Origin of the sequence: Clostridium ihumii AP5 (assembly GCF_000612845.1) — a bacterium.
Classification (GTDB): domain Bacteria; phylum Bacillota; class Clostridia; order Clostridiales; family Clostridiaceae; genus Clostridium_J; species Clostridium_J ihumii.
The window spans coordinates 90,822-110,265 of the sequence record NZ_CCAT010000045.1 but is presented as its reverse complement, the minus strand read 5'-3'; the positions used below and the strand labels follow the sequence as shown (position 1 = coordinate 110,265).

The window sequence follows — 19,444 nt, the reverse complement described above, 5'->3', positions numbered from 1 at the left end:
GTTCCAACCATGATAATAGAATAAATAATATCATTTGAGAAAGAGATTACTTTGAATTTGAACTTGGAACCACATATATTATATTAAACAAGGAGTTAATGAAAATGACACAATACACTTTTAAGCAAAAAAATTTTTTGGATTATTGTAAGAATTTAAAGAAGGAACAAATAAAAGCTTTATCAGATAAAACGTATAATTGGTTTTATAATATTACAAAATTAGAGGCAACTTTTGATGATAAATGTTTTGAGTATGTAGCAGCTGTTATATTAAAGAGGTATTATGAACCTTTATCTAGTGAAGTAGATCAAAGAATACTATTAGTGTTTGTAGAAATGTATAGACCAATAATGTTTAGTTCAAGTATGGAAGATTTAATTTTAAAGAGCTTTTTAGATTATAATAGTGATTGGAAAAGTGTTATAGAATTTTTAAAAGAAAATCATTCATGGATAATTAATGAAAAGTATGGGAAGAAAATAGAAGGTGAAATAGCTAAGAGTGCAGGACCTTTTGTTTTAATTGATTTAAATATAGAAGAAGATCAAAATACATATAAATTTTCTAAACTTCATAGTAAATTTGAAACATCTAAGTGCATTTGTCCAAAATGTAAAGAAAATTTACAAAAAGCAATATTTGAACAGGGAAAAGAGTTTCAATTGTCTACATTAGAAGGAATAAAAAATATAAATGAAATATATACTTGTGAAAATTGTAATATATTCATAGGTTCTAATGAGGAGCATAAAATAAATAGTGGAAAGATTTATTATAAAAAAATAGTTAGCAAAGAAAATTATAAAATTCACTTGAATATATTTAATGAAAATGCAAAAGATTTATATGTAGATTAATTTAGAAATTTAAGTTTAAACTCTAAGTTATTCATGTTTCAGTTGAGAAAGAGCAATTTAAAGTATTATACAAAATTAACAATTAACGATGAACAATTAACAATGAAGGATAAAACTGAAGTCTCAGTTTATTTGAATCAAATTTTATGATAATTTGCTAAGCAAATTAGATTGAAAACAATATAAAAACGTAGTTTTTATGGAATTCTATTCATAAATATTAGGAACAAAGGTGAATAATATTAACCATCATTGTTAATTGTTAACTGTTAGTTGTTAATTGGTTCCAAATATTATAATAGAATAAACTGTAAGCTTAATAATATCACTTGATAAAAATGTTATTTAAACTTCAAACTTGGAACCCTATAGGAGGTGCTTTTATGGAGGACTTCAATAAACTTTATACTGAATTAGGTGAAGATATTTTTAAGCATTTTTATACAGATAACAATTTAGATGGTGTAAAAGTATATCATTATACAAATATTAATGCATTATATGAAATTTTAGAAAAAAAATCGTTGAGACTTACAAATAGTGAATTTTTAAATGATAGAGAAGAAATATTGTATAGTATTGGAATTATTGAAAAAATATACGAAACCTTAGATAAAAAGTATATGAATATAAACTTATTAAAAAGAATGATAGAGCAATCATTAAAGTATAAATTTATTTTAAGTTTTTCCATAAATAAAGATTCTATTGCTCTTTGGGGAAATTATACTAATTTTGAAGGCTATAATATTGAAATGAATATGCAAGAAGTATTTGAAACAGCTTCTAAGAGAAGATATATAAGTATAATAAATTCAAATGAAGAAGCCTATGATTTAGAAAACTGTTTAGATAGTAAATCTTTTGGAAAAGTTATTTATGATGTAAAAAAGCAAAAAGTAATCTTAAAAGAATTAATTGAAGCATTAAATTATTCTTTTAATGATGATATAGAGTTAGATAGTACAGCAAGAAATGTTATAAGAAGGGAAGCTTTAAAAACATTGATTCATTTTATGAATATATTTAAGCATCCAGGATTTGAACAAGAGGAGGAGTATAGGTTAGTATACACTCTTAACAAAAAAAGTTATAGCAAATTAGTTATGTTTACAAATAGAAATGGTGTTATTGTACCATATATACAAATTGCACTTATGGATAGATTTAACAAAATAGGGAGAATACCTATAAAATCTATAACGATAGGACCAAAAAGTAATATGCAAATGGCATCAAAAGGATTAAAAAGATTTTTAGAAATTCAAAAATATAAACCTATTGAAATGGATGAAAATAAGCATTATTCTAATGGAGTTAAAATATTAAAATCTGAAATACCATATAGATAAAGAGTAGTAGATACTTAAAAGAAAAGTATTTACTACTTTTTTTATTTATAAAGAATGTATAAAATTTCAAGAATATATATAAGTTGCATATATAATAAATCTATGACAAATGAGGGGGAAAGATTTATGGAAAATGTAAAAAAAGAAAAGTTAGGTGCAGGGATTTTAACAATATGTATAATACATATTGTGTGTTTTATTCTATTTATATTTGGAGTTGTAAGCACATTAGTTTTTAAAGATAAAATTTCAGAATTGCAACAAATGGAAGCAGCAGGAATAACATTATCTAGTTTACAGTTGAACATATCAATTATTACTTCAATTATAATGTTTATATCAATTATATTAATTTTGAGAAGAAAAGCATTAGGTGTATATGGGTATTTTACAATTCAAATGATTAATATAATATATCCTATAATACTAAATGGATTTTATATATCAATATTAATAAGTTCATTAATATTTCCTATATTAATGGGAATTTGTATATATAGGAAAAGACATATATTTGGATTTGGCTGTAGCAATTTGAATATGGATAAAGATATGTAAAGTTTATACATTATAAAGCCAAGAATTTAAAAGAAGTAGGTTTAATTTATATTTTTATAAAAATATAAAATGAAAATAATGTTATTTCAATTAAGAAGAAACAATTAAAAGTTTTGTACAAAATTAACAATGAGCAATAAAGTTTTTAGATATTAGGAAGAAAGTGAGTAATAGCCACTATAACTATTCACCCTTACTTCTTAGTTTATAATTTATTCCAAATATTAAATAAGAATAATGGTAGTAAATAAAGCAGTAATTAGTTAAAACATTATTCATAAAAATTTCAATGAAAGAAAAAAAGTTTTTCAATTGATAAATGTATTATTTAAAATTTTAGATTGTAACCCTATAATAATATCTTTAAATTTAGAAATATTTTTCTACATGGTATAATTATAAAGAATTTATAAAGTTTTACACTTAAATACTTAGTATTTTATATAATCTCGTATAGGAGGATAAGAATATGAAAGGAAATATATTAATTGTAGAAGATGATATAGAAATCGCAACAATTATAAAAGATCATTTTAAAAGAGAAAAGTATAATGTGAATTGGGCATCTAGTGGAAAAGAAGGATTAGAAGACTTCAAACAGAATAGTTATGATCTTATTATTTTAGATATTATGCTTCCTGAGATGAATGGATTTGATGTGTGTAAGAATGTTAGATTATTAAGTAACATTCCTATTATTATATTAAGTGCAAAAAAAGATGAATTTGATAAAGTTAAAGGATTAAAAATAGGAGCAGATGACTATATGGTGAAACCATTTAGTCTATTAGAGTTGGAAGCTAGAGTTGAAAATGCGATAAACAGATATAAAAGAGGAAGAAATATAAATATAGATAATGAAAAATGGTATTATAAAGATGGGTTAACTATAATAAAAGATGAAATGAGAGTTTTAATAAATGAAGAGGAAGTTGAATTAACAGCAAAGGAATTTAACTTATTGTTATTGTTAGCTCAAAACGAACAATATGCATTTAGAAAGAGTGAATTATATGAAAATGTGTGGAATGAGATGAATTGTGAAGGAAATAATACAGTTACAGTACACATTAAAGAACTGAGACAAAAAATAAAAGAGGATGTAAAAAATCCTAAGTATATACAAACAGTATGGGGAGTTGGATATAAGTTTATTGGAGAAAGAATACTATGAGAGTAAAGAAATGGCTTACTTTATCATATGTAATAGTTATGATAATTCCAATCATTACAGGTTTTTTAATTTATAAAGCTATTAGATATTGTAGTGAAAATGTAGAATTTAATGATTATATGACTTCAATAAATAAAATTCAAAAATACGAGAAAATATTAGAAAATCCTAATTTGTATATTAAAGTAAATAAAAACTTAAATATATTAAAAGATGAAGATTTGGATATGATACAGATTGATTTATATAATAATTTAGGTGCGAAAATATATTCATCTAATACTCAATTTAATGATCAAGGTGTATTTCTATCAAGCAATGAACACTTGTATAGAAATTTATATGAGTTTCAAAGAGGATATAGGGCTAATACTATAAAGAAACCAGTTTTCTTAAATGGTGATATAGTAGGAATTTATGAAATTACTATAGTTAGAAACAAATTAGTTGAAAATGTAAATAATGTATGTATTATTGCTATAACAATATTTGTTTTAATATTAATATTACTATTTATTTTTATAATGTATATTTTAAATAAAAAACTAACAAAACCTATAAAAAAGCTTACTTCTGCTATGAAGTTCTATGCAAAAGGGGAAAGTGATATTTCAATTGATTACAATAAAAATGATGAAATTGGTGATTTAATAAATCACTTTTTAAAGATGAAAGATGATATTGATAAAAGTAAAAAGGAATTAGAAATGCAGCAAAAAGATAAAGAATATTTAATTGCTGCTATATCACATGATTTAAAAACGCCACTTACAGCAATTAGAGCATATGGAGAGGCTTTAAAGGAATATGAAAATTTATCTAAAAGTGATGTAGGTTTATATACATCTGTAATTATAAATAAAAGTGATTATATGAAAAATATGTTGGATGAGCTTTTTACATATACAATTTTGAATAATCAATATGTACTAGAAAAAGTTGAGGTTGATTGTGAAGAATTTATGGATATGCTTTTTTATGGTTATAATGAACTGATAGAATCTAAAGGTGCTAAACTTGTAAAAAATATAAATGTAATTGGAGAAGTTAATGTAGAAGTAAAGTCTATGATAAGAGTTGTAGACAATCTTATAAATAATGCATTAAGATATGTACCTTTAGGAGGAACTATTGAGCTTGGAGCATATTCAGAGCAGTATAAATTACCTGTAAGTCTTGGATATAATATTATAAATCAATTAGATGAAATGAGAAAAAATTCTTTAATTATATTTGTACGAAATGATGGAAGTCCAATTGAAGATAAAGAAAAAGAAAGAATATTTGATGCTTTTTATCAAAGTGATGATTCAAGAAATAAAAAAAACAACAATGGTACAGGTCTTGGATTAAGTATAGTAAAGCTAATTATAGAAAAACATGAAGGAATTATAAAGCTTATATCTAACGATGAAATTGGTACTTTAATTGCTTGTATAATTCCAATGTACAAAATAGAATTAGTTTAAAGGAGGTGTACATATTATAAAAAGATATTTAACAGCAATTGTAATGTTATTAGCACTAACATTAGTTGGATGTAATGAAAATGAAAATAACAAAATGACAAAAGCTATAATCCCAGAAGAAATAATAACGAGAGTAGTAGGAAGTAATGAAAAATCAAGTAGTTATTATGGAGAAGCTAAAATTGAAAACTATGAAAACAAAAAGAAAACCTATGAATATGTTATGAAAGAATGGGTTTCTAGTGATAATAAAGAAAGAACAGATATTATTTCAGATAGTGAAAATAGTACAGTAGTTTCAGATGGTAAAACTATAGCTATATATATGAAAAATGAAAATGAGTTAATAAAAAGTAGTGTACTCAAAAGTAATAGTATACCTAAAAACTCAAAAGATATGGTTATGAATGAACTTGAAAGAATAAATAAAACTCATTTAATAGAAAATAAAGGTGAAGAAAAGTTAAATGAAAGAAAAGTATATCATTTATATGGAAAACCTAAAAATAGTAATTCTTTATTTGGAGATGTAGAATATTGGATTGATAAGGAGCGGTGGTTTATAGTAAAGTCGATTACTAACTCAGGAAATATTACTATTTGTATGGAATATACTAAACTAGATTTTGATGTAGATATAGATGATAAAATTTTTAATATTGATATGCCAAAAGATGTAAAGATTACAAATACTGATGAAATGGAAGAAAACAAAATAATTACAGTAGATGAATTAAGTAGTAAATTAGGAATAAAGCCTTTAATTTACAAAGGTAATGACTACAAGTTAAATAGGATAGAGTATATAAAGGGTAATGATTTAACAGATGATGAATTCACTGAAGTATATACGGATATAAATGATATAGAAGCATTTAGTATAAGTGTGTTCAAACAAAGAAGTATTGAAAATGATGAGATATTTTCAAATGAACAAAAATTAAAGGTGAGAAATACAGAAGGTTTATGTATGGAGTCAAATGATTTCAAAATAATATCTTGGAATGAAAATGGTCTAACATATAACGTATTTACAATAGCACCAAATATAAATACAAAACAGTTAAAGGAAATTGTAGAAAAACTTAAAGAATTAAGTTAACAATTTATTATAAAAATCATAATAATTTTAGGGGGAAATCAATGGAAAACAAAATTAAAAGTAAAAATAAGAAATACTTAATAATTTCAACAATAATTGTTATAGTGTTAATTAGTTCAATGGGAATTTATGGATTAAAAAAACACTCAGAAAGTAAAGAGAAAAATAGTTTGGAAATGTACACAGTGCCATCTAGTGAAAAAGTATATGTAAATGGTGTTATAGAGCCACAAAAAAGTGAAAAAATATTTTTAGATGCAACTAAAGGAAGTGTAAATGAATTATCTGTAGAAAATGGACAAGTAGTAAAAAAAGATCAGTTATTATTTACATATAAAAATGAAGCTATAACAGAGCAGGTTTATGGAATTAAAGGTCAAATAGATACTGCTAAGCTTCAAATAGAACAATTACAAAATCAGAAAGAAAAAGCAAGACAAAAAATAAATTCACAAAAAAATCTAAAAGTGCCTAGTGGAGAAGTACCAATGCCAGTTGTAGATGAAAGTCAGCTTGAAGAATTTGATAATCAAATATCTTCATTACAAGCTCAAGTAAATTCACTACAAGAGCAAATAAATCATCTATCAGAAAAAGAATATAGCAGTGTATTATCACCTATAGATGGAAAAATTATTTTAAACAAAGATGCAAAGGATCCAACAATGCCATATATAATAGTTGAAACATCTAATTTTTATGTAAGAGGAAAAGTTAGTGAGAAAGAACAACCTAAAATAAGTAAAGATAAGGTAGCAAATATAATTGTATTGTCAACTAATAAAGAAGTTAAAGGAAAAATATCTTATGTTGATAATAGACCATTATCGCAGGAAATGTCTGTAGGAGCTGTGCAAGGAGCATCACAAGATATATCTTATTATGGAGTTAATATAGCATTAGACAGTCAAGAGAACTTAACTAATGGCTTCCATGTTCAAGCAACAGTTAATTTAGGTGATTCAACTGTAAAAATACCAAAAACGTGCATTATAGAAGAAGATGGAAAAGAATATGTATTCAAAAATACAGATAAAAAAGCTAAAAAGCAGTTAGTAGAAACAGAAAAAATTAATGAAGATGAAGTTATTATAAAAAGTGGATTAAGTGAAAATGATGTTATTGTTAAGAATCCAACTTCAGAAATGAAAGAAGGGGATGTACTTGAATAATGTTATTGAGCTTAGAGATATAAACAAATATTATTTTATGAAATCTATGAAATTACATGCATTAAAAGATATAAATATTGACATACCACAAGGTGAATTTTTAATGATAATGGGAAAGTCGGGTAGTGGTAAAACTACACTTATGAATATATTAGGATTTTTAGATAGATTTGATAGTGGTACATACACTTTCAATGGAAAAGATGTTACTAATTTAAGTGAAAATGAGAAATCTGAATTAAGAAATGCATATATAGGATTTATATTTCAACAATTTCATCTTATAGAATCACTTACTATAGGTCAAAATGTGGAATTGCCACTTTTGTATAAGGGAAATGTATCTATAAAGGAAAGAAATAAATTAGTAGAGAAATATTTAGATATTGTTGGTTTGTTAGATAAAAAAAACAGGAAACCATCTGAGTTATCTGGTGGACAACAGCAACGTATAGCTATAGCAAGAGCACTTATAAATGATCCATATGTAATTTTTGCAGATGAACCTACAGGGGCATTAGACAGTGCTACAGGTACTGAAATAATGGAACTTTTGACTAAATTGAATAAGGAAAATAAAACTATAATTATGGTTACTCATGATGAAGATTTAAAGAAGTATGCTAGTAAAATAATCCATATAAAAGATGGTTTAGTAGCAGAGGTGAATTGATATGTCTATAATAAATTTAATAAAAACATCTATTTATAGTTTAAAATCCCATAAATTAAGAGTATTTCTAACAATGATAGGAATAATCATAGGTATAAGTTCTGTAGTAACCATACTTTCCATAGGTGATGGTTTAAAGGCAAAGGTAAATTCAACAGTTGAAGATACTAATTCTAATAAGATTAACATTAGATTTATTCCAGAAAATTATGATATGGACATGTCATTGGTTCAACCATTTTCACAGTCAGATATATACGATATAGCTAAAATTGAAGGAGTTCAAAAGGCAGAACAAAGTAAAGGTATGGGTGGTGGATTTAATTTTTCAGCATCTGAAGCAAGATATTTTGATAAAAGTACGTTTGTTGTATTTGATGGATACAAAGATGAAAAATTAGATATTGAGCTTGGAAGAACTTTTGATGATAATGATGAAAATAAAAAATGTATAATATTAGATTGCGAAGTTTCAAAACAGTTATTTAAAAATGGTGAAAATCCTATAGGTAGAGGAGTAACTATTGATGGTTTAACCTATGAAGTTATAGGAGTGTTAAAAAAGGCATCTGATTTTTCTTTAACTGGAGGTATGAGTTATGTACCACAGAAAATTAAAGAAAATATGAATAAAAAGGATTTTATAGATTCTTTAGATATTTATGTTAAACCAGGTTTTGAGAATAAAAAAGTTTTTGATGATGTAAATGAATATTTGAAAAAAGCGCATGGTAAATTAGATGGAAAATATGAAATGGAAGATCCACAAGCAGTAACTAAAGCATTTGAGCAAATTATAGGTGGACTTACTGCATTTGTAGCATTAGTTACAGGTATTTCATTATTTGTAGGTGGAATAGGAGTAATGAACATAATGTATGTATCTGTATCTGAAAGAAAAAGAGAAATAGGAATAAGAAGAGCAATAGGGGCTAAGCCTAACTCTATATTGCTTCAGTTTTTATTTGAATCTATTTTAGTTACTGGACTCGGAGGATTAATAGGAATTTTATTTGGATTCTTATTTTCAAAGCTTATAGGCGTATTTTTACCATTTGCACCAATATTAACAGCAAAAAGTTTTATAGGAGCAACTTTAACTTCAGTAATTGTAGGAATAGTATTTGGTATGATACCAGCTTATAATGCATCAAGGTTAGATCCTATTAAGGCTATATATAAATAAATATTTAAAGTTTAAAGACTGCTTTATAAATTATATAAGCAGTCTTTTTTTAGAAATTTAAGTTACGTATATTTTAATCTATATTTTTTAAAATTGACAGTGGACAGTGAATGTGAAAATTGGATTTCCAATTTTAAAGAATGATCTTTTATTAAATTTGCTAAGCAAATTAGTTGAAAATAATATAAAAACGTAGTTTTTATGTATTTCCATTTTAAATATTAGGAATGAAATGAGTAATATTAACTATAACTGTCAATTTTCAATTTTCAATTTTCAATTGTCAACTGGTTCCAAATATAAATATAGCAATAAACTGTAAGATTAGTACTATCATTTGAGAAAGACATTACTTCAAATATTAAATGAAAATAATGTTATTAAAGGAAATAGTAATTATTTATAGGTGAGGTTAAATACTTTTTCATGTAGAAATTAATCCATTATTAGTAAAATTAGGATGATAACATATAAATTTAAAATGATTTACAAAAGATGTTCATTAAAAAAATTATATGTAGTAGAATAAAATTAGTAAAATTCAAATAAAATGTAGGTTGGTGTTTGTGATGACAAAGATAGATTTAATTTCAGGATTTTTAGGAGCAGGAAAAACTACTTTTATAAAAAAGATTATTGATGAAAAAGATGAAAATGAAAGAATAATTATTATAGAAAATGAATTTGGTGAAGTTAATATCGATAGTGAAATTTTAGGTGAAACTAAAGTTGAAATAGAAGAAGTAACTGGCGGGTGTATATGTTGTACATTAATAGGAAATTTTAAAGAGTGTATAAAAAATATTTTGGAGCAGTATACTCCTGATAGAATAATAATAGAACCATCAGGAGTAGCAATGCTATCAGATATTTTAAAAATATTTAATATAAAAATAGAAAATGCATATTTAAATTCTATAATAACAATAGTAGATGTAGAAAATTTTGATGAATATATAGATAATTTTGGAGAATTTTATAAGGATCAAATAATAAATTCAAAAACTATTGTTTTAAGTAGGGTAGAAAATATATTGAAAGAGAATTTAAATTGCGTAGTTGAAAGAATTAAAGAATTAAATAGTAAAGCTAATATAATAGCATCTACATTGGAAAATATATTAGTAAAAGAAATACTTAAAATTGATGAAAATAGATTTGATGATAAAAAGGTAGATATGAATTTGAGTAAACCTAATTTTAAGCCAATGAAAGTTATGAAAAAGGCAAAGATTAGTGCTGATGATACTTTTGAAAGTATTATAATTAAAACATCAAAAGTTTTAAAAAAAGAACACATTGAAAGAATTGTAAAAGAGATAAATCTAGATAATAATTATGGACATATATTAAGAATAAAAGGAATAGTAAAAAGTTACAATAATGAATTGATACAATTTGATTATGTGCCAAATGATTTAAGTATGAAAAATATAAATGCCACTAAATATGGAGATATTTGCATTATAGGAACTGAGTTAAAAAAAGAATTACTAAAAAAATTATTTTAATATAATGAAGTATGTACTTGTATTTAGTAAGAATTTAATGTATTTTTGAAATATAATGAAAAAAACATGGTTTTGGAGGGGAAAAAATGAAAACTTTTATAAGTGATAACGTATCTGGAGTTCATCCTAAGGTTATGGAGGCTTTATTAAATGCAAATTGTGAACATGAATTTTCGTATGGAGGAGATAAATATACATTAAAAGCAATTAATAAATTTAGAGATATTTTTTCAAAAAAAGATTTAGGTGTGTATTTTGTTTTAAATGGAACAGGATCTAACGTTACAGCAAATTCAGCTGCTATAAGGTCATATGAAGCTGTAATTGCAACAGATATTACACATTTACATACAGATGAATGTGGTGCATTTGAAAGAATAAGTGGTTCGAAAATAATTACAGTTCCAAATAAAGATGGAAAAATCACAATAGAAGCTATAAAAGAAGTATTACATAATAAAGGGAATTTCCATCATTCACAACCTAAAATAATAACAATTAGTCAATTAACTGAGGTTGGTAGTGCATATACAATAGATGAATTAAAAGAATTATGTTCTTTTGCTAAAGAGAATGATTTATATGTTCATATGGATGGAGCAAGAATTGCAAATGCTGCAGCAGGACTAAATGTAACATTTAAAGAAATGGTTACTGATACAGGTATAGATATAGTATCTTTTGGTGGAACTAAAAATGGAATGATGTTTGGAGAAGTAATATTATGTTTTAATGAAGAAATAGACAAACATATGAAATATATGATTAAACATAGTAATCAATTGCTTTCTAAAATGAGATTTATATCAGCTCAATTTTTAGCATATTTAGATGAAGAAGTATGGAAAAACAATGCTAAGAATGCAAATGAAGTAAATAATTATTTAAAAGAGAATTTAGAAAAAATAAAAGGAATAGATATGCCATTTTCAGTAGATGGAAATATGATACTTGCAACTATGCCAAAAGATATAGAAGAAAAAATTGTAGAAAATAAGAAGGCTTCCATAGTTAATTGTGGAGGGGAATATGTTAGATTAGTTGCTTCTTTTGATTCTACAAAAGCAGATGTTGATGAGTTAATATCACTTATAAATCTGAATAAATAAGAAGAAAAGCTATTAGTTAAAAATTAACTAATAGCTTTTTTACACATAATTAGTGTATCACAATGAATAAAAAGCACCAACATTGAAATAGCAATAAAAATAAAATTTCATAATGATTATAATAAGGTAGGAAATAACCTATAAAATGAAATTTTTTAAAAAATGTATTGCAAAATTTTGAATGAGGGTTTATTATAATTAATAGATATTATAGGAATCCAAGATGTAAAATACAATTACTCGTATTTCATTTGAGAAAGAGAGAGTTTGAAGTATTGTACAAAGATTAACAATTAACGATAAAACTGAAGTATCAGTTTTAAAAATCAAATTTCATGATAATTTGCTAAGCAAATTATAGGGAAACAAGCTGGAATTTAAAACTATTATTTTAGCTGTAAATATATTGTATTCAAAATAAATGATCAATTAAAAACGATTTCGAGCTAGTAGCACTCTTGAGGGTGTCCAAGTTTTGGAATTAATAATTATAAATTTGAAATTGGAATCCTATAACAGGAGAAAAATTAAAATTTGTTAATTGTATTATCTATTTATATTAATATAACGATATAGGATGGGGGAATTTTAAGTGAAGTTTAAAAAGATTCTTGTTGCAAATAGAGGAGAAATAGCTATAAGAATATTTAGAGCATGTAAGGAACTAGACATTAGAACTGTAGCTATATATTCAGAGGAAGATAAAAAAGCATTATTCAGAAGTAAGGCAGATGAGTCTTATCAAATTGGATTTGGAAAAAAGCCAGTAGATGTATATTTAGCTATAGATGAAATTATAGAGTTAGCAAAAGAAAAGAATGTTGACGCAATTCATCCAGGATATGGATTCTTATCAGAAAATATAGAATTTGCAAAAAGATGTGAGGAAAATCATATAGAATTTATAGGTCCAACATCTGAAATGATGGAGATGCTAGGGGAAAAGATAAAATCAAAAATAGTTGCTAAGTCAGCAGGGGTAAAAACAATACCAGGTGTAGATAAACCAATTAATTCATATGAACAAGCTTTAGAGTTTGCAGATATTTGTGGATATCCACTAATGATAAAAGCTGCTGCCGGTGGTGGTGGTAGAGGAATGAGAATAGTAAGAGAAAAAGAAGAACTATTGGATGCGTTAGAAAGTGCTAAAAATGAGGCTAAAAAAGCATTTGGTATAGATGATGTTTTTATGGAAAAATATGTTGAAGACCCTAAGCATATAGAGGTTCAAATTATTGGAGATAAAAGTGGAAATATTGTTCATTTGTTTGAAAGAGATTGTTCAATACAAAGAAGGCATCAAAAACTTATAGAATATACTCCAGCATTTTCTCTTCCAAAAAAATTAAGAGAATCTATATGCAAAGATGCTTTAAAAATAGCAAGAGCAGTTAATTATAGAAGTGCAGGTACAGTTGAATTTTTAGTTGATAAAAGTGGAGAATACTATTTTATTGAAATGAATCCAAGAATACAAGTTGAACATACGGTTACAGAAATGATAACAGGCATTGATATAGTTCAAACTCAAATTTTAATAGCAGAAGGATATATGCTAAATTCTGATAAAATAGGAATACACGGTCAAGAAGATATAAGTCTTAGAGGATACTCTATCCAATGCAGAATAACAACAGAAGATCCTAAAAATAATTTTGCACCAGATACTGGAACCATAGATTTGTATAGGACTAGTTCTGGCTTTGGAGTAAGATTAGATGGTGGAAATGGGTTTACTGGTGCAGTTATAAGTCCATATTATGATAGTTTACTTGTAAAAGTGATAACTCATGGAAGGACATTTGAAGAGACAATAAATAAGGCTAGAAGATGTATTAAAGAAACTGTAATAAATGGGGTAAAAACAAATTCAAGTTTTTTAATAAATGTTTTAGATAATGAAATGTTCAAAAGTGGAAAGTGTACAACAAATTTTATAGATAACAATCCATATTTAACAGATGTATCAGAAAATGATGATGATGAATTAAAAGTTTTAAAATTTATATCACAGAAAACTATTAATAATAGTAAAAAGTTAAATAAAAGAGAAAATGAAATACATATTCCTAAAGTAATGAATGAAAATACATTATGTGGAACTAAACAAATATTAGATAATGAAGGTACGGATGGATTAATTAGATGGATAAAAAATCAAAATAAACTTTTAATAACAGATACATCTATGAGAGATGCACATCAATCACTTATGGCTACTAGAGTAAGAACAAAGGATATGTTAAATATAGCAAAACCAACTGCTAATATGGCAAATGATTTATTTTCATTAGAAATGTGGGGGGGAGCTACTTTTGATGTAGCTTATAGATTTTTAAGAGAAAACCCATGGAATAGACTTGAAAAATTAAGAAAAGAAATTCCAAATGTATTATTTCAAATGCTTATTAGAGGTTCAAATGCTGTGGGGTATAAAAACTATCCAGATAATGTAATAAGAGAATTTATTAAAGAGTCAAGTAATAGTGGAATTGATATATTTAGAATTTTTGATTCATTAAATTGGCTAAAAGGTATGGAAGTAGCTACTGATGAAGTAATTAAAAATAATAAAATAGCTGAAGTTTGCATGTGTTATACAGGTGATATATTAGATAAATCTAAAACTAAGTATGATTTAAAATATTATATAAATATGGCTAAAAATATAGAATCAATGGGTGCACATATTCTTGGAATAAAAGATATGTCAGCTTTATTAAAACCATATGCTGCATATGAACTTATAAGTGCACTTAAGGAAGAAATATCAATTCCAATACATTTACATACACATGATACTACTGGTAATGGAGTAGCAACAATACTTATGGCTAGTGAAGCAGGTGTTGATATAGTTGATACAGCATTTAATGGAATGTCAGGTTTAACAAGTCAGCCTGGAATGAATTCAATAGTTGCAGCATTAAAAAATACTAAGAGAGATACAGGTATGAATGAAGATAATCTTCAAATTATATCAGATTATTGGCAAGAAGTAAGAAAGATATATAGTGAATTTGAATCAGAGTTAAAATCTCCAAGTGCTGAAGTTTATAAGTATGAAATACCAGGTGGACAATATTCAAATTTAAAACAACAAGTTATGAGTTTTGGAATGTATGATAAATTTAATGATATAAAAGATATGTACAAAGAAGTAAATGAAATGTTAGGTGATATAGTAAAAGTAACTCCATCATCAAAAATGGTTGGTGATATGGCAATATTTATGGTTAAGAATGAACTTGATTCTAGAAATATTTTAGAAAAAGGAAATGATTTTTCATATCCTGATTCAGCTATAGATTATTTTAAAGGGATGATGGGACAACCTGCATGTGGATTTCCTAGTCAAATACAAAAAATAGTATTAAAAGATGAAAAACCAATAGAATGTAGAGCTGGTGAATTGTTAAAAGATGAAGATTTTAATAATATAAAAGTACATATTGAAAATAAATACGGAATAAAAACTACTATGAAGGATGCATTAAGTTATGCACTATATCCTAAGGTGTTTGAGGAGTATTTGGAGTATATAAATAAAAATGGAGACTTTTCTAATTTAGAAAGTGAATTATTTTTCCACGGTATGGACGAAGGAGATACAGTGGAAGTTGAGATGTATGAGGGGAAAAAAATAATAATTAAACTTTTAAAAATATTAAAGGATGATTTAAATAATACACTAATATTTGAGGTAAATGGATTTAGAAGAGAAATAAAAATAGAAATCAATAAAAGTAATTTAGTTAATTCAAATACAGTTAAAAAGAAGATGGCAGACAAAAATAATCCGTTAGAAATAGGGGCAAGTATTCCAGGCAATGTAGCTAAAATATTAGTAAAAGAAGGACAAAAAGTTTCTAAAAATGAAAAATTAGTAATTATAGAAGCTATGAAAATGGAAACTAATATAAATGCAAAAGTAGAAGGCATTATTGAAAAGATTGAAGTTGTTGAAGGGGATAATGTTATTAATGGAGAATTGTTAATATCATTAAAAAGTAATTAATTTTAATGATAGTGTGATGCTATATACTAAGGGGAGTTTTGTAGTTTAAAATTACGTATATGTATAGCTTAATTAATAAACTAATTTAATAAAAAAGTGTGTGTAAAAACACACTTTTTTATTAAGTTAAAAAGTAAATTAAATTATATGTTAATAAAATCAAATAAATCATCAAAAGATAAGTTTGTTGCACTACATAAATATAATAAATTAGAAGTTATTAGTCTTGATAATTTTTTATTAGAAAGTTGAGAAGAAATATCACCGTTTAATCTGTGAAAAGCTATTAACTCTTCTAACAGGGAGTAAATAGGAGTTAATATGTTGTAAATATGTACACTATAAAGACTCATTTCGGCTAATACGGTAATATAACTTTTAGAAAGTTTTCCAATATATGAATATATTAGAAACAACTTTTCTCTAAATGATTGTTCTGTATATAAAAACTCATGAGTAGATGTACATATAGAATTCCAATCTGATTCAAATATACTTAATACTAACATATCTTTATTTTTAAAATAATTATAAAATGTACCAGTTCCAATACCACAAGCAGATGTTATATTTCTAATATTTAAATTTTTATAACCAAACTCTAGAAGTTGAGATTTACCTTCAAGCAATATAGTTTCCTTTAAATTCTCTATGATTTTAGGCATTGTAAAAACTCCTTTAAAATGAATTTAGATAAATTAAATGAATATATTTAATTGTGAGATATATTATTACAATATCATTATATTATTTAAAATAAAAAATATATACCCAATAATAATATATATTAGTATTGTCTAAATATTAAATAATTATTAAATATTTGACACATTTAAATAGATAAAATACAATAATTGTAAAAGAATGTTTGAACAATGTTTAAAAAGTAAGTAATATTATTGTAAATGGAGAGAATTTATGGGTGTAAATAATGTAAAATTAGCTAGAACTCAAAAAGAATTAACGCAAGAAGAGTTAGCTAGGTTAGTAGGAGTTACAAGGCAGACAATAGGACTTATAGAAGCTCAAAGATATAATCCAACATTAAATGTATGTATCAAAATTTGCAAGGTTTTAGGTAAAACGTTAAATGACTTATTTTGGTTTTGATAATAAAACTCATATACTAATATAAGGTTTTTATTAGAGATAAATTTTATAAGAATCAGTAATAAAAAGGTTTTAGGGTTAAATTTATAGAATGGGAGGGGGATAAAAGTACACTTAAAAAGTACTTTTAAAGAAAATATGTTATATGATATGCCATTATATAGACCTCCAAGTGAGGCTTACAGTTTAATAATTCAAGTTACACTTGGATGTTCACATAATAAATGTAGTTTTTGTAGTATGTATAAATCTAAAAAATTTACAATTAAATCATTAGAACAAATAAAAGAAGAGATAGATTATTTTAGAAAACAATATAGCAATGTTGAAAAAATTTTTTTGGCAGATGGTGATGCATTAATTATACAAACAGAAAAATTAAAAGAAATATTTAAATATATAAAGTTTAAATTTCCTGAATGTGAAAGAATAAGTTTATATGGATCACCAAAATCTATTTTAAGAAAAAGTGTTGAAGAACTAAAGGAGTTTAAAGAGCTTGGATTATATATGATTTATATGGGAATAGAAAGTGGAGATAACTTTGTTTTACAAAGTATAAAAAAAGGATGTAATTCAGATGAGCTATTAGAGGCTGCTTTAAAAGTAAAAGAAAGTAATATAGTGTTATCTACAACAGTTATTGCAGGGTTAGGCGGAGTAGAAAAAAGTAAAAATCATGCAATAAATACTGGGATTTTAATAAGTAAAATTAATCCTGATTTTTTAGGAGTTTTAACATTAATGTTAGAAGAAAATACAGAATTATATGAGAAAAATAAAACTGGACATTTTAAACCTTTATCAGATAAAGAAATATTAGAAGAAATAAAAGAGCTTGTAAAAAATATAGATGTTAAAAAGAAATGTGTATTCAGAAGTAATCATGCTTCTAACTATATATCTTTAAAAGGAGTTTTACCAAAAAATAAGGAAAATCTTATTAGAGATATAAATGTTAGCATAAAAAATAATTATTTTAAAAGTGAAAATCTTAGAGGTTTATAATTAATTGTTGTACAAAAATTAACAATGAAGGATAAAACTTAAGTATCAGTTTTAAAAATATTAGTTATATGTACTATTAACACTATGATTAGTAAAAATATTATGATGGGGAATTTATTCTCCAAAATGAACTTTTTATGGATAGATACTATATTAATTTTATTTGGACTACAAATAAAACATTGTAGCGGGGATTTCAATCCCTGAGTATATTAAAATTTCAAAGAAACTTTAATAAATCTATTATTTAAAATTTGAACTTGTAATCCTATATTTTAAAAGTTAATAATTTTAAATTAAAATCCTTACTTTTTAGTGGGGATTTTATTTTGTTATATAATTATGATATTTTGAATAATTATATAAATGTATTGTAAAAAAAATATAATAGAGTATAATTATTATATAATAATAATTATTAAAAATGGAGGGGAATTTTATGGAACAAAGTGCATTATTTAGTATAACTTATGGCGTATATATATTAGGGGTTGAATATGAAGGAAAGAAAAATGCTTGTGTTATAAATACTTTAAGTCAATTGACACAAGAGCCAATAAAAGTGAGTATAACAGTATTAAAGAAAAATTTAACTCATGATATGATATTAAATTCTAAGAAATTTAGTGTATCAATATTAAGCAAATATGCACCATTAGATACCATTGCTAGATTTGGATTTAAAAGTGGTAAGGAAACTGATAAATTAGAGGGATTTAATTACAAAACAGATTTACTGAAAAATCCAATAATTGAAGATGGTGCGGTAGCTAATATATCATGTAAAGTAGTTAATTCTATAGATTTAGGTAGTCATACTTTATTTATTGCTGATGTTGTTGATGGATATAAATTAAAAGATGAAGAATCAATGACATATGCATACTATAGAGATTTGAAAATGGGAAAAGTTTCAAATGAAAAATTACCAGAAAAACAAAAAGATAAAGACATTGTAGAAACAGATAAAGCAAAACCAATGTATCAGTGCTCAGTTTGTCATTATGTTTATGATGGTGATATACCATTTGAAGAATTAGATGAAGATTATTTATGTCCATTATGTAATCAGCCTAAGTCAGCGTTTGTAAAAAAATAGAAATAAAAATAGGAGAAATTAATGTTTATTAATTTCTCCT

The 19,444-nt window shown here is 25.0% G+C and carries 16 protein-coding genes; 15 read left to right on the top strand and 1 reads right to left on the bottom strand.

The window, feature by feature from the left end; genetic code table 11:
• The first annotated feature begins 104 nt into the window (after positions 1-104).
• From BN346_RS08385 to BN346_RS08330, 12 genes are all read left to right on the top strand, one after another.
• Positions 105-860 (top strand): hypothetical protein, encoded by a 756-nt coding sequence (locus tag BN346_RS08385; RefSeq protein WP_040327831.1) that lies wholly within the window; start codon positions 105-107, stop codon positions 858-860.
• A 383-nt stretch (positions 861-1,243) separates the two neighbouring features.
• The gene (locus BN346_RS08380) at positions 1,244-2,212 is read left to right on the top strand and encodes a DUF2971 domain-containing protein (RefSeq protein ID WP_040327830.1); all 969 of its coding nucleotides are present in this window, start codon (positions 1,244-1,246) and stop codon (positions 2,210-2,212) included.
• A gap of 126 nt (positions 2,213-2,338) precedes the next feature.
• On the top strand, positions 2,339-2,770 hold the full coding sequence (locus BN346_RS08375; protein WP_040327829.1) for a hypothetical protein: 432 nt from the start codon (positions 2,339-2,341) through the stop codon (positions 2,768-2,770).
• A 469-nt stretch (positions 2,771-3,239) separates the two neighbouring features.
• A complete protein-coding gene (locus tag BN346_RS08370) occupies positions 3,240-3,944 on the top strand; it encodes a response regulator transcription factor (protein WP_040327827.1) in 705 nt (234 codons plus the stop codon).
• Positions 3,941-5,413 carry a HAMP domain-containing sensor histidine kinase gene (locus tag BN346_RS08365; RefSeq protein WP_040327825.1) on the top strand — a complete coding sequence of 491 codons (1,473 nt, stop codon included), beginning with the start codon at positions 3,941-3,943 and terminating at the stop codon, positions 5,411-5,413. The genes BN346_RS08370 and BN346_RS08365 overlap by 4 nt, the downstream gene beginning before the upstream one ends.
• Before the next feature lie 43 nt (positions 5,414-5,456).
• The gene (locus tag BN346_RS08360; RefSeq protein ID WP_051540191.1) at positions 5,457-6,515 is read left to right on the top strand and encodes a LolA family protein; all 1,059 of its coding nucleotides are present in this window, start codon (positions 5,457-5,459) and stop codon (positions 6,513-6,515) included.
• Between the two features lie 41 nt (positions 6,516-6,556).
• Positions 6,557-7,687: an efflux RND transporter periplasmic adaptor subunit gene (locus tag BN346_RS08355; RefSeq protein WP_040327823.1), complete on the top strand. Its 1,131-nt coding sequence runs from the start codon at positions 6,557-6,559 to the stop codon at positions 7,685-7,687.
• Positions 7,680-8,360, top strand: a complete 681-nt coding sequence (locus tag BN346_RS08350; RefSeq protein ID WP_040327822.1) for an ABC transporter ATP-binding protein — start codon at positions 7,680-7,682, stop codon at positions 8,358-8,360. The genes BN346_RS08355 and BN346_RS08350 overlap by 8 nt, the downstream gene beginning before the upstream one ends.
• A gap of 1 nt (position 8,361) precedes the next feature.
• Positions 8,362-9,546 (top strand): ABC transporter permease, encoded by a 1,185-nt coding sequence (locus tag BN346_RS08345; protein WP_040327821.1) that lies wholly within the window; start codon positions 8,362-8,364, stop codon positions 9,544-9,546.
• A 569-nt stretch (positions 9,547-10,115) separates the two neighbouring features.
• Complete coding sequence (locus BN346_RS08340; protein WP_040327819.1) at positions 10,116-11,057, top strand: GTP-binding protein; 942 nt, start codon at positions 10,116-10,118, stop codon at positions 11,055-11,057.
• A gap of 86 nt (positions 11,058-11,143) precedes the next feature.
• The gene (locus tag BN346_RS08335) at positions 11,144-12,166 is read left to right on the top strand and encodes a threonine aldolase family protein (protein ID WP_040327817.1); all 1,023 of its coding nucleotides are present in this window, start codon (positions 11,144-11,146) and stop codon (positions 12,164-12,166) included.
• Between the two features lie 592 nt (positions 12,167-12,758).
• A complete protein-coding gene (locus BN346_RS08330) occupies positions 12,759-16,187 on the top strand; it encodes a pyruvate carboxylase (RefSeq protein ID WP_040327816.1) in 3,429 nt (1,142 codons plus the stop codon).
• Positions 16,188-16,330: 143 nt separating this feature from the next.
• Here BN346_RS08330 and BN346_RS08325 read toward each other — a convergent pair whose 3' ends face one another.
• Positions 16,331-16,852, bottom strand: coding sequence for a TetR/AcrR family transcriptional regulator (locus BN346_RS08325; protein WP_040327815.1), 522 nt, complete (start codon positions 16,850-16,852; stop codon positions 16,331-16,333).
• Between the two features lie 253 nt (positions 16,853-17,105).
• On the opposite strand from BN346_RS08325, the gene BN346_RS08320 reads away from it, so the two are divergent.
• From BN346_RS08320 to BN346_RS08310, 3 genes are all read left to right on the top strand, one after another.
• The gene (locus BN346_RS08320; protein WP_040327814.1) at positions 17,106-17,297 is read left to right on the top strand and encodes a helix-turn-helix transcriptional regulator; all 192 of its coding nucleotides are present in this window, start codon (positions 17,106-17,108) and stop codon (positions 17,295-17,297) included.
• A gap of 138 nt (positions 17,298-17,435) precedes the next feature.
• Positions 17,436-18,305 carry a radical SAM protein gene (locus BN346_RS08315; RefSeq protein ID WP_040327812.1) on the top strand — a complete coding sequence of 290 codons (870 nt, stop codon included), beginning with the start codon at positions 17,436-17,438 and terminating at the stop codon, positions 18,303-18,305.
• Positions 18,306-18,744: 439 nt separating this feature from the next.
• The gene (locus tag BN346_RS08310) at positions 18,745-19,404 is read left to right on the top strand and encodes a flavin reductase (RefSeq protein WP_040327810.1); all 660 of its coding nucleotides are present in this window, start codon (positions 18,745-18,747) and stop codon (positions 19,402-19,404) included.
• Positions 19,405-19,444: the final 40 nt, after the last annotated feature.

Coding starts and splice junctions, on each gene's coding strand:
- BN346_RS08385 (WP_040327831.1), top strand. CDS start 105: ATGACACAATACACTTTTAAGCAAAAAAATTTTTTGGATTATTGTAAG.
- BN346_RS08380 (WP_040327830.1), top strand. CDS start 1,244: ATGGAGGACTTCAATAAACTTTATACTGAATTAGGTGAAGATATTTTT.
- BN346_RS08375 (WP_040327829.1), top strand. CDS start 2,339: ATGGAAAATGTAAAAAAAGAAAAGTTAGGTGCAGGGATTTTAACAATA.
- BN346_RS08370 (WP_040327827.1), top strand. CDS start 3,240: ATGAAAGGAAATATATTAATTGTAGAAGATGATATAGAAATCGCAACA.
- BN346_RS08365 (WP_040327825.1), top strand. CDS start 3,941: ATGAGAGTAAAGAAATGGCTTACTTTATCATATGTAATAGTTATGATA.
- BN346_RS08360 (WP_051540191.1), top strand. CDS start 5,457: ATGTTATTAGCACTAACATTAGTTGGATGTAATGAAAATGAAAATAAC.
- BN346_RS08355 (WP_040327823.1), top strand. CDS start 6,557: ATGGAAAACAAAATTAAAAGTAAAAATAAGAAATACTTAATAATTTCA.
- BN346_RS08345 (WP_040327821.1), top strand. CDS start 8,362: ATGTCTATAATAAATTTAATAAAAACATCTATTTATAGTTTAAAATCC.
- BN346_RS08340 (WP_040327819.1), top strand. CDS start 10,116: ATGACAAAGATAGATTTAATTTCAGGATTTTTAGGAGCAGGAAAAACT.
- BN346_RS08335 (WP_040327817.1), top strand. CDS start 11,144: ATGAAAACTTTTATAAGTGATAACGTATCTGGAGTTCATCCTAAGGTT.
- BN346_RS08325 (WP_040327815.1), bottom strand. CDS start 16,852: ATGCCTAAAATCATAGAGAATTTAAAGGAAACTATATTGCTTGAAGGT.
- BN346_RS08320 (WP_040327814.1), top strand. CDS start 17,106: ATGGGTGTAAATAATGTAAAATTAGCTAGAACTCAAAAAGAATTAACG.
- BN346_RS08315 (WP_040327812.1), top strand. CDS start 17,436: ATGTTATATGATATGCCATTATATAGACCTCCAAGTGAGGCTTACAGT.
- BN346_RS08310 (WP_040327810.1), top strand. CDS start 18,745: ATGGAACAAAGTGCATTATTTAGTATAACTTATGGCGTATATATATTA.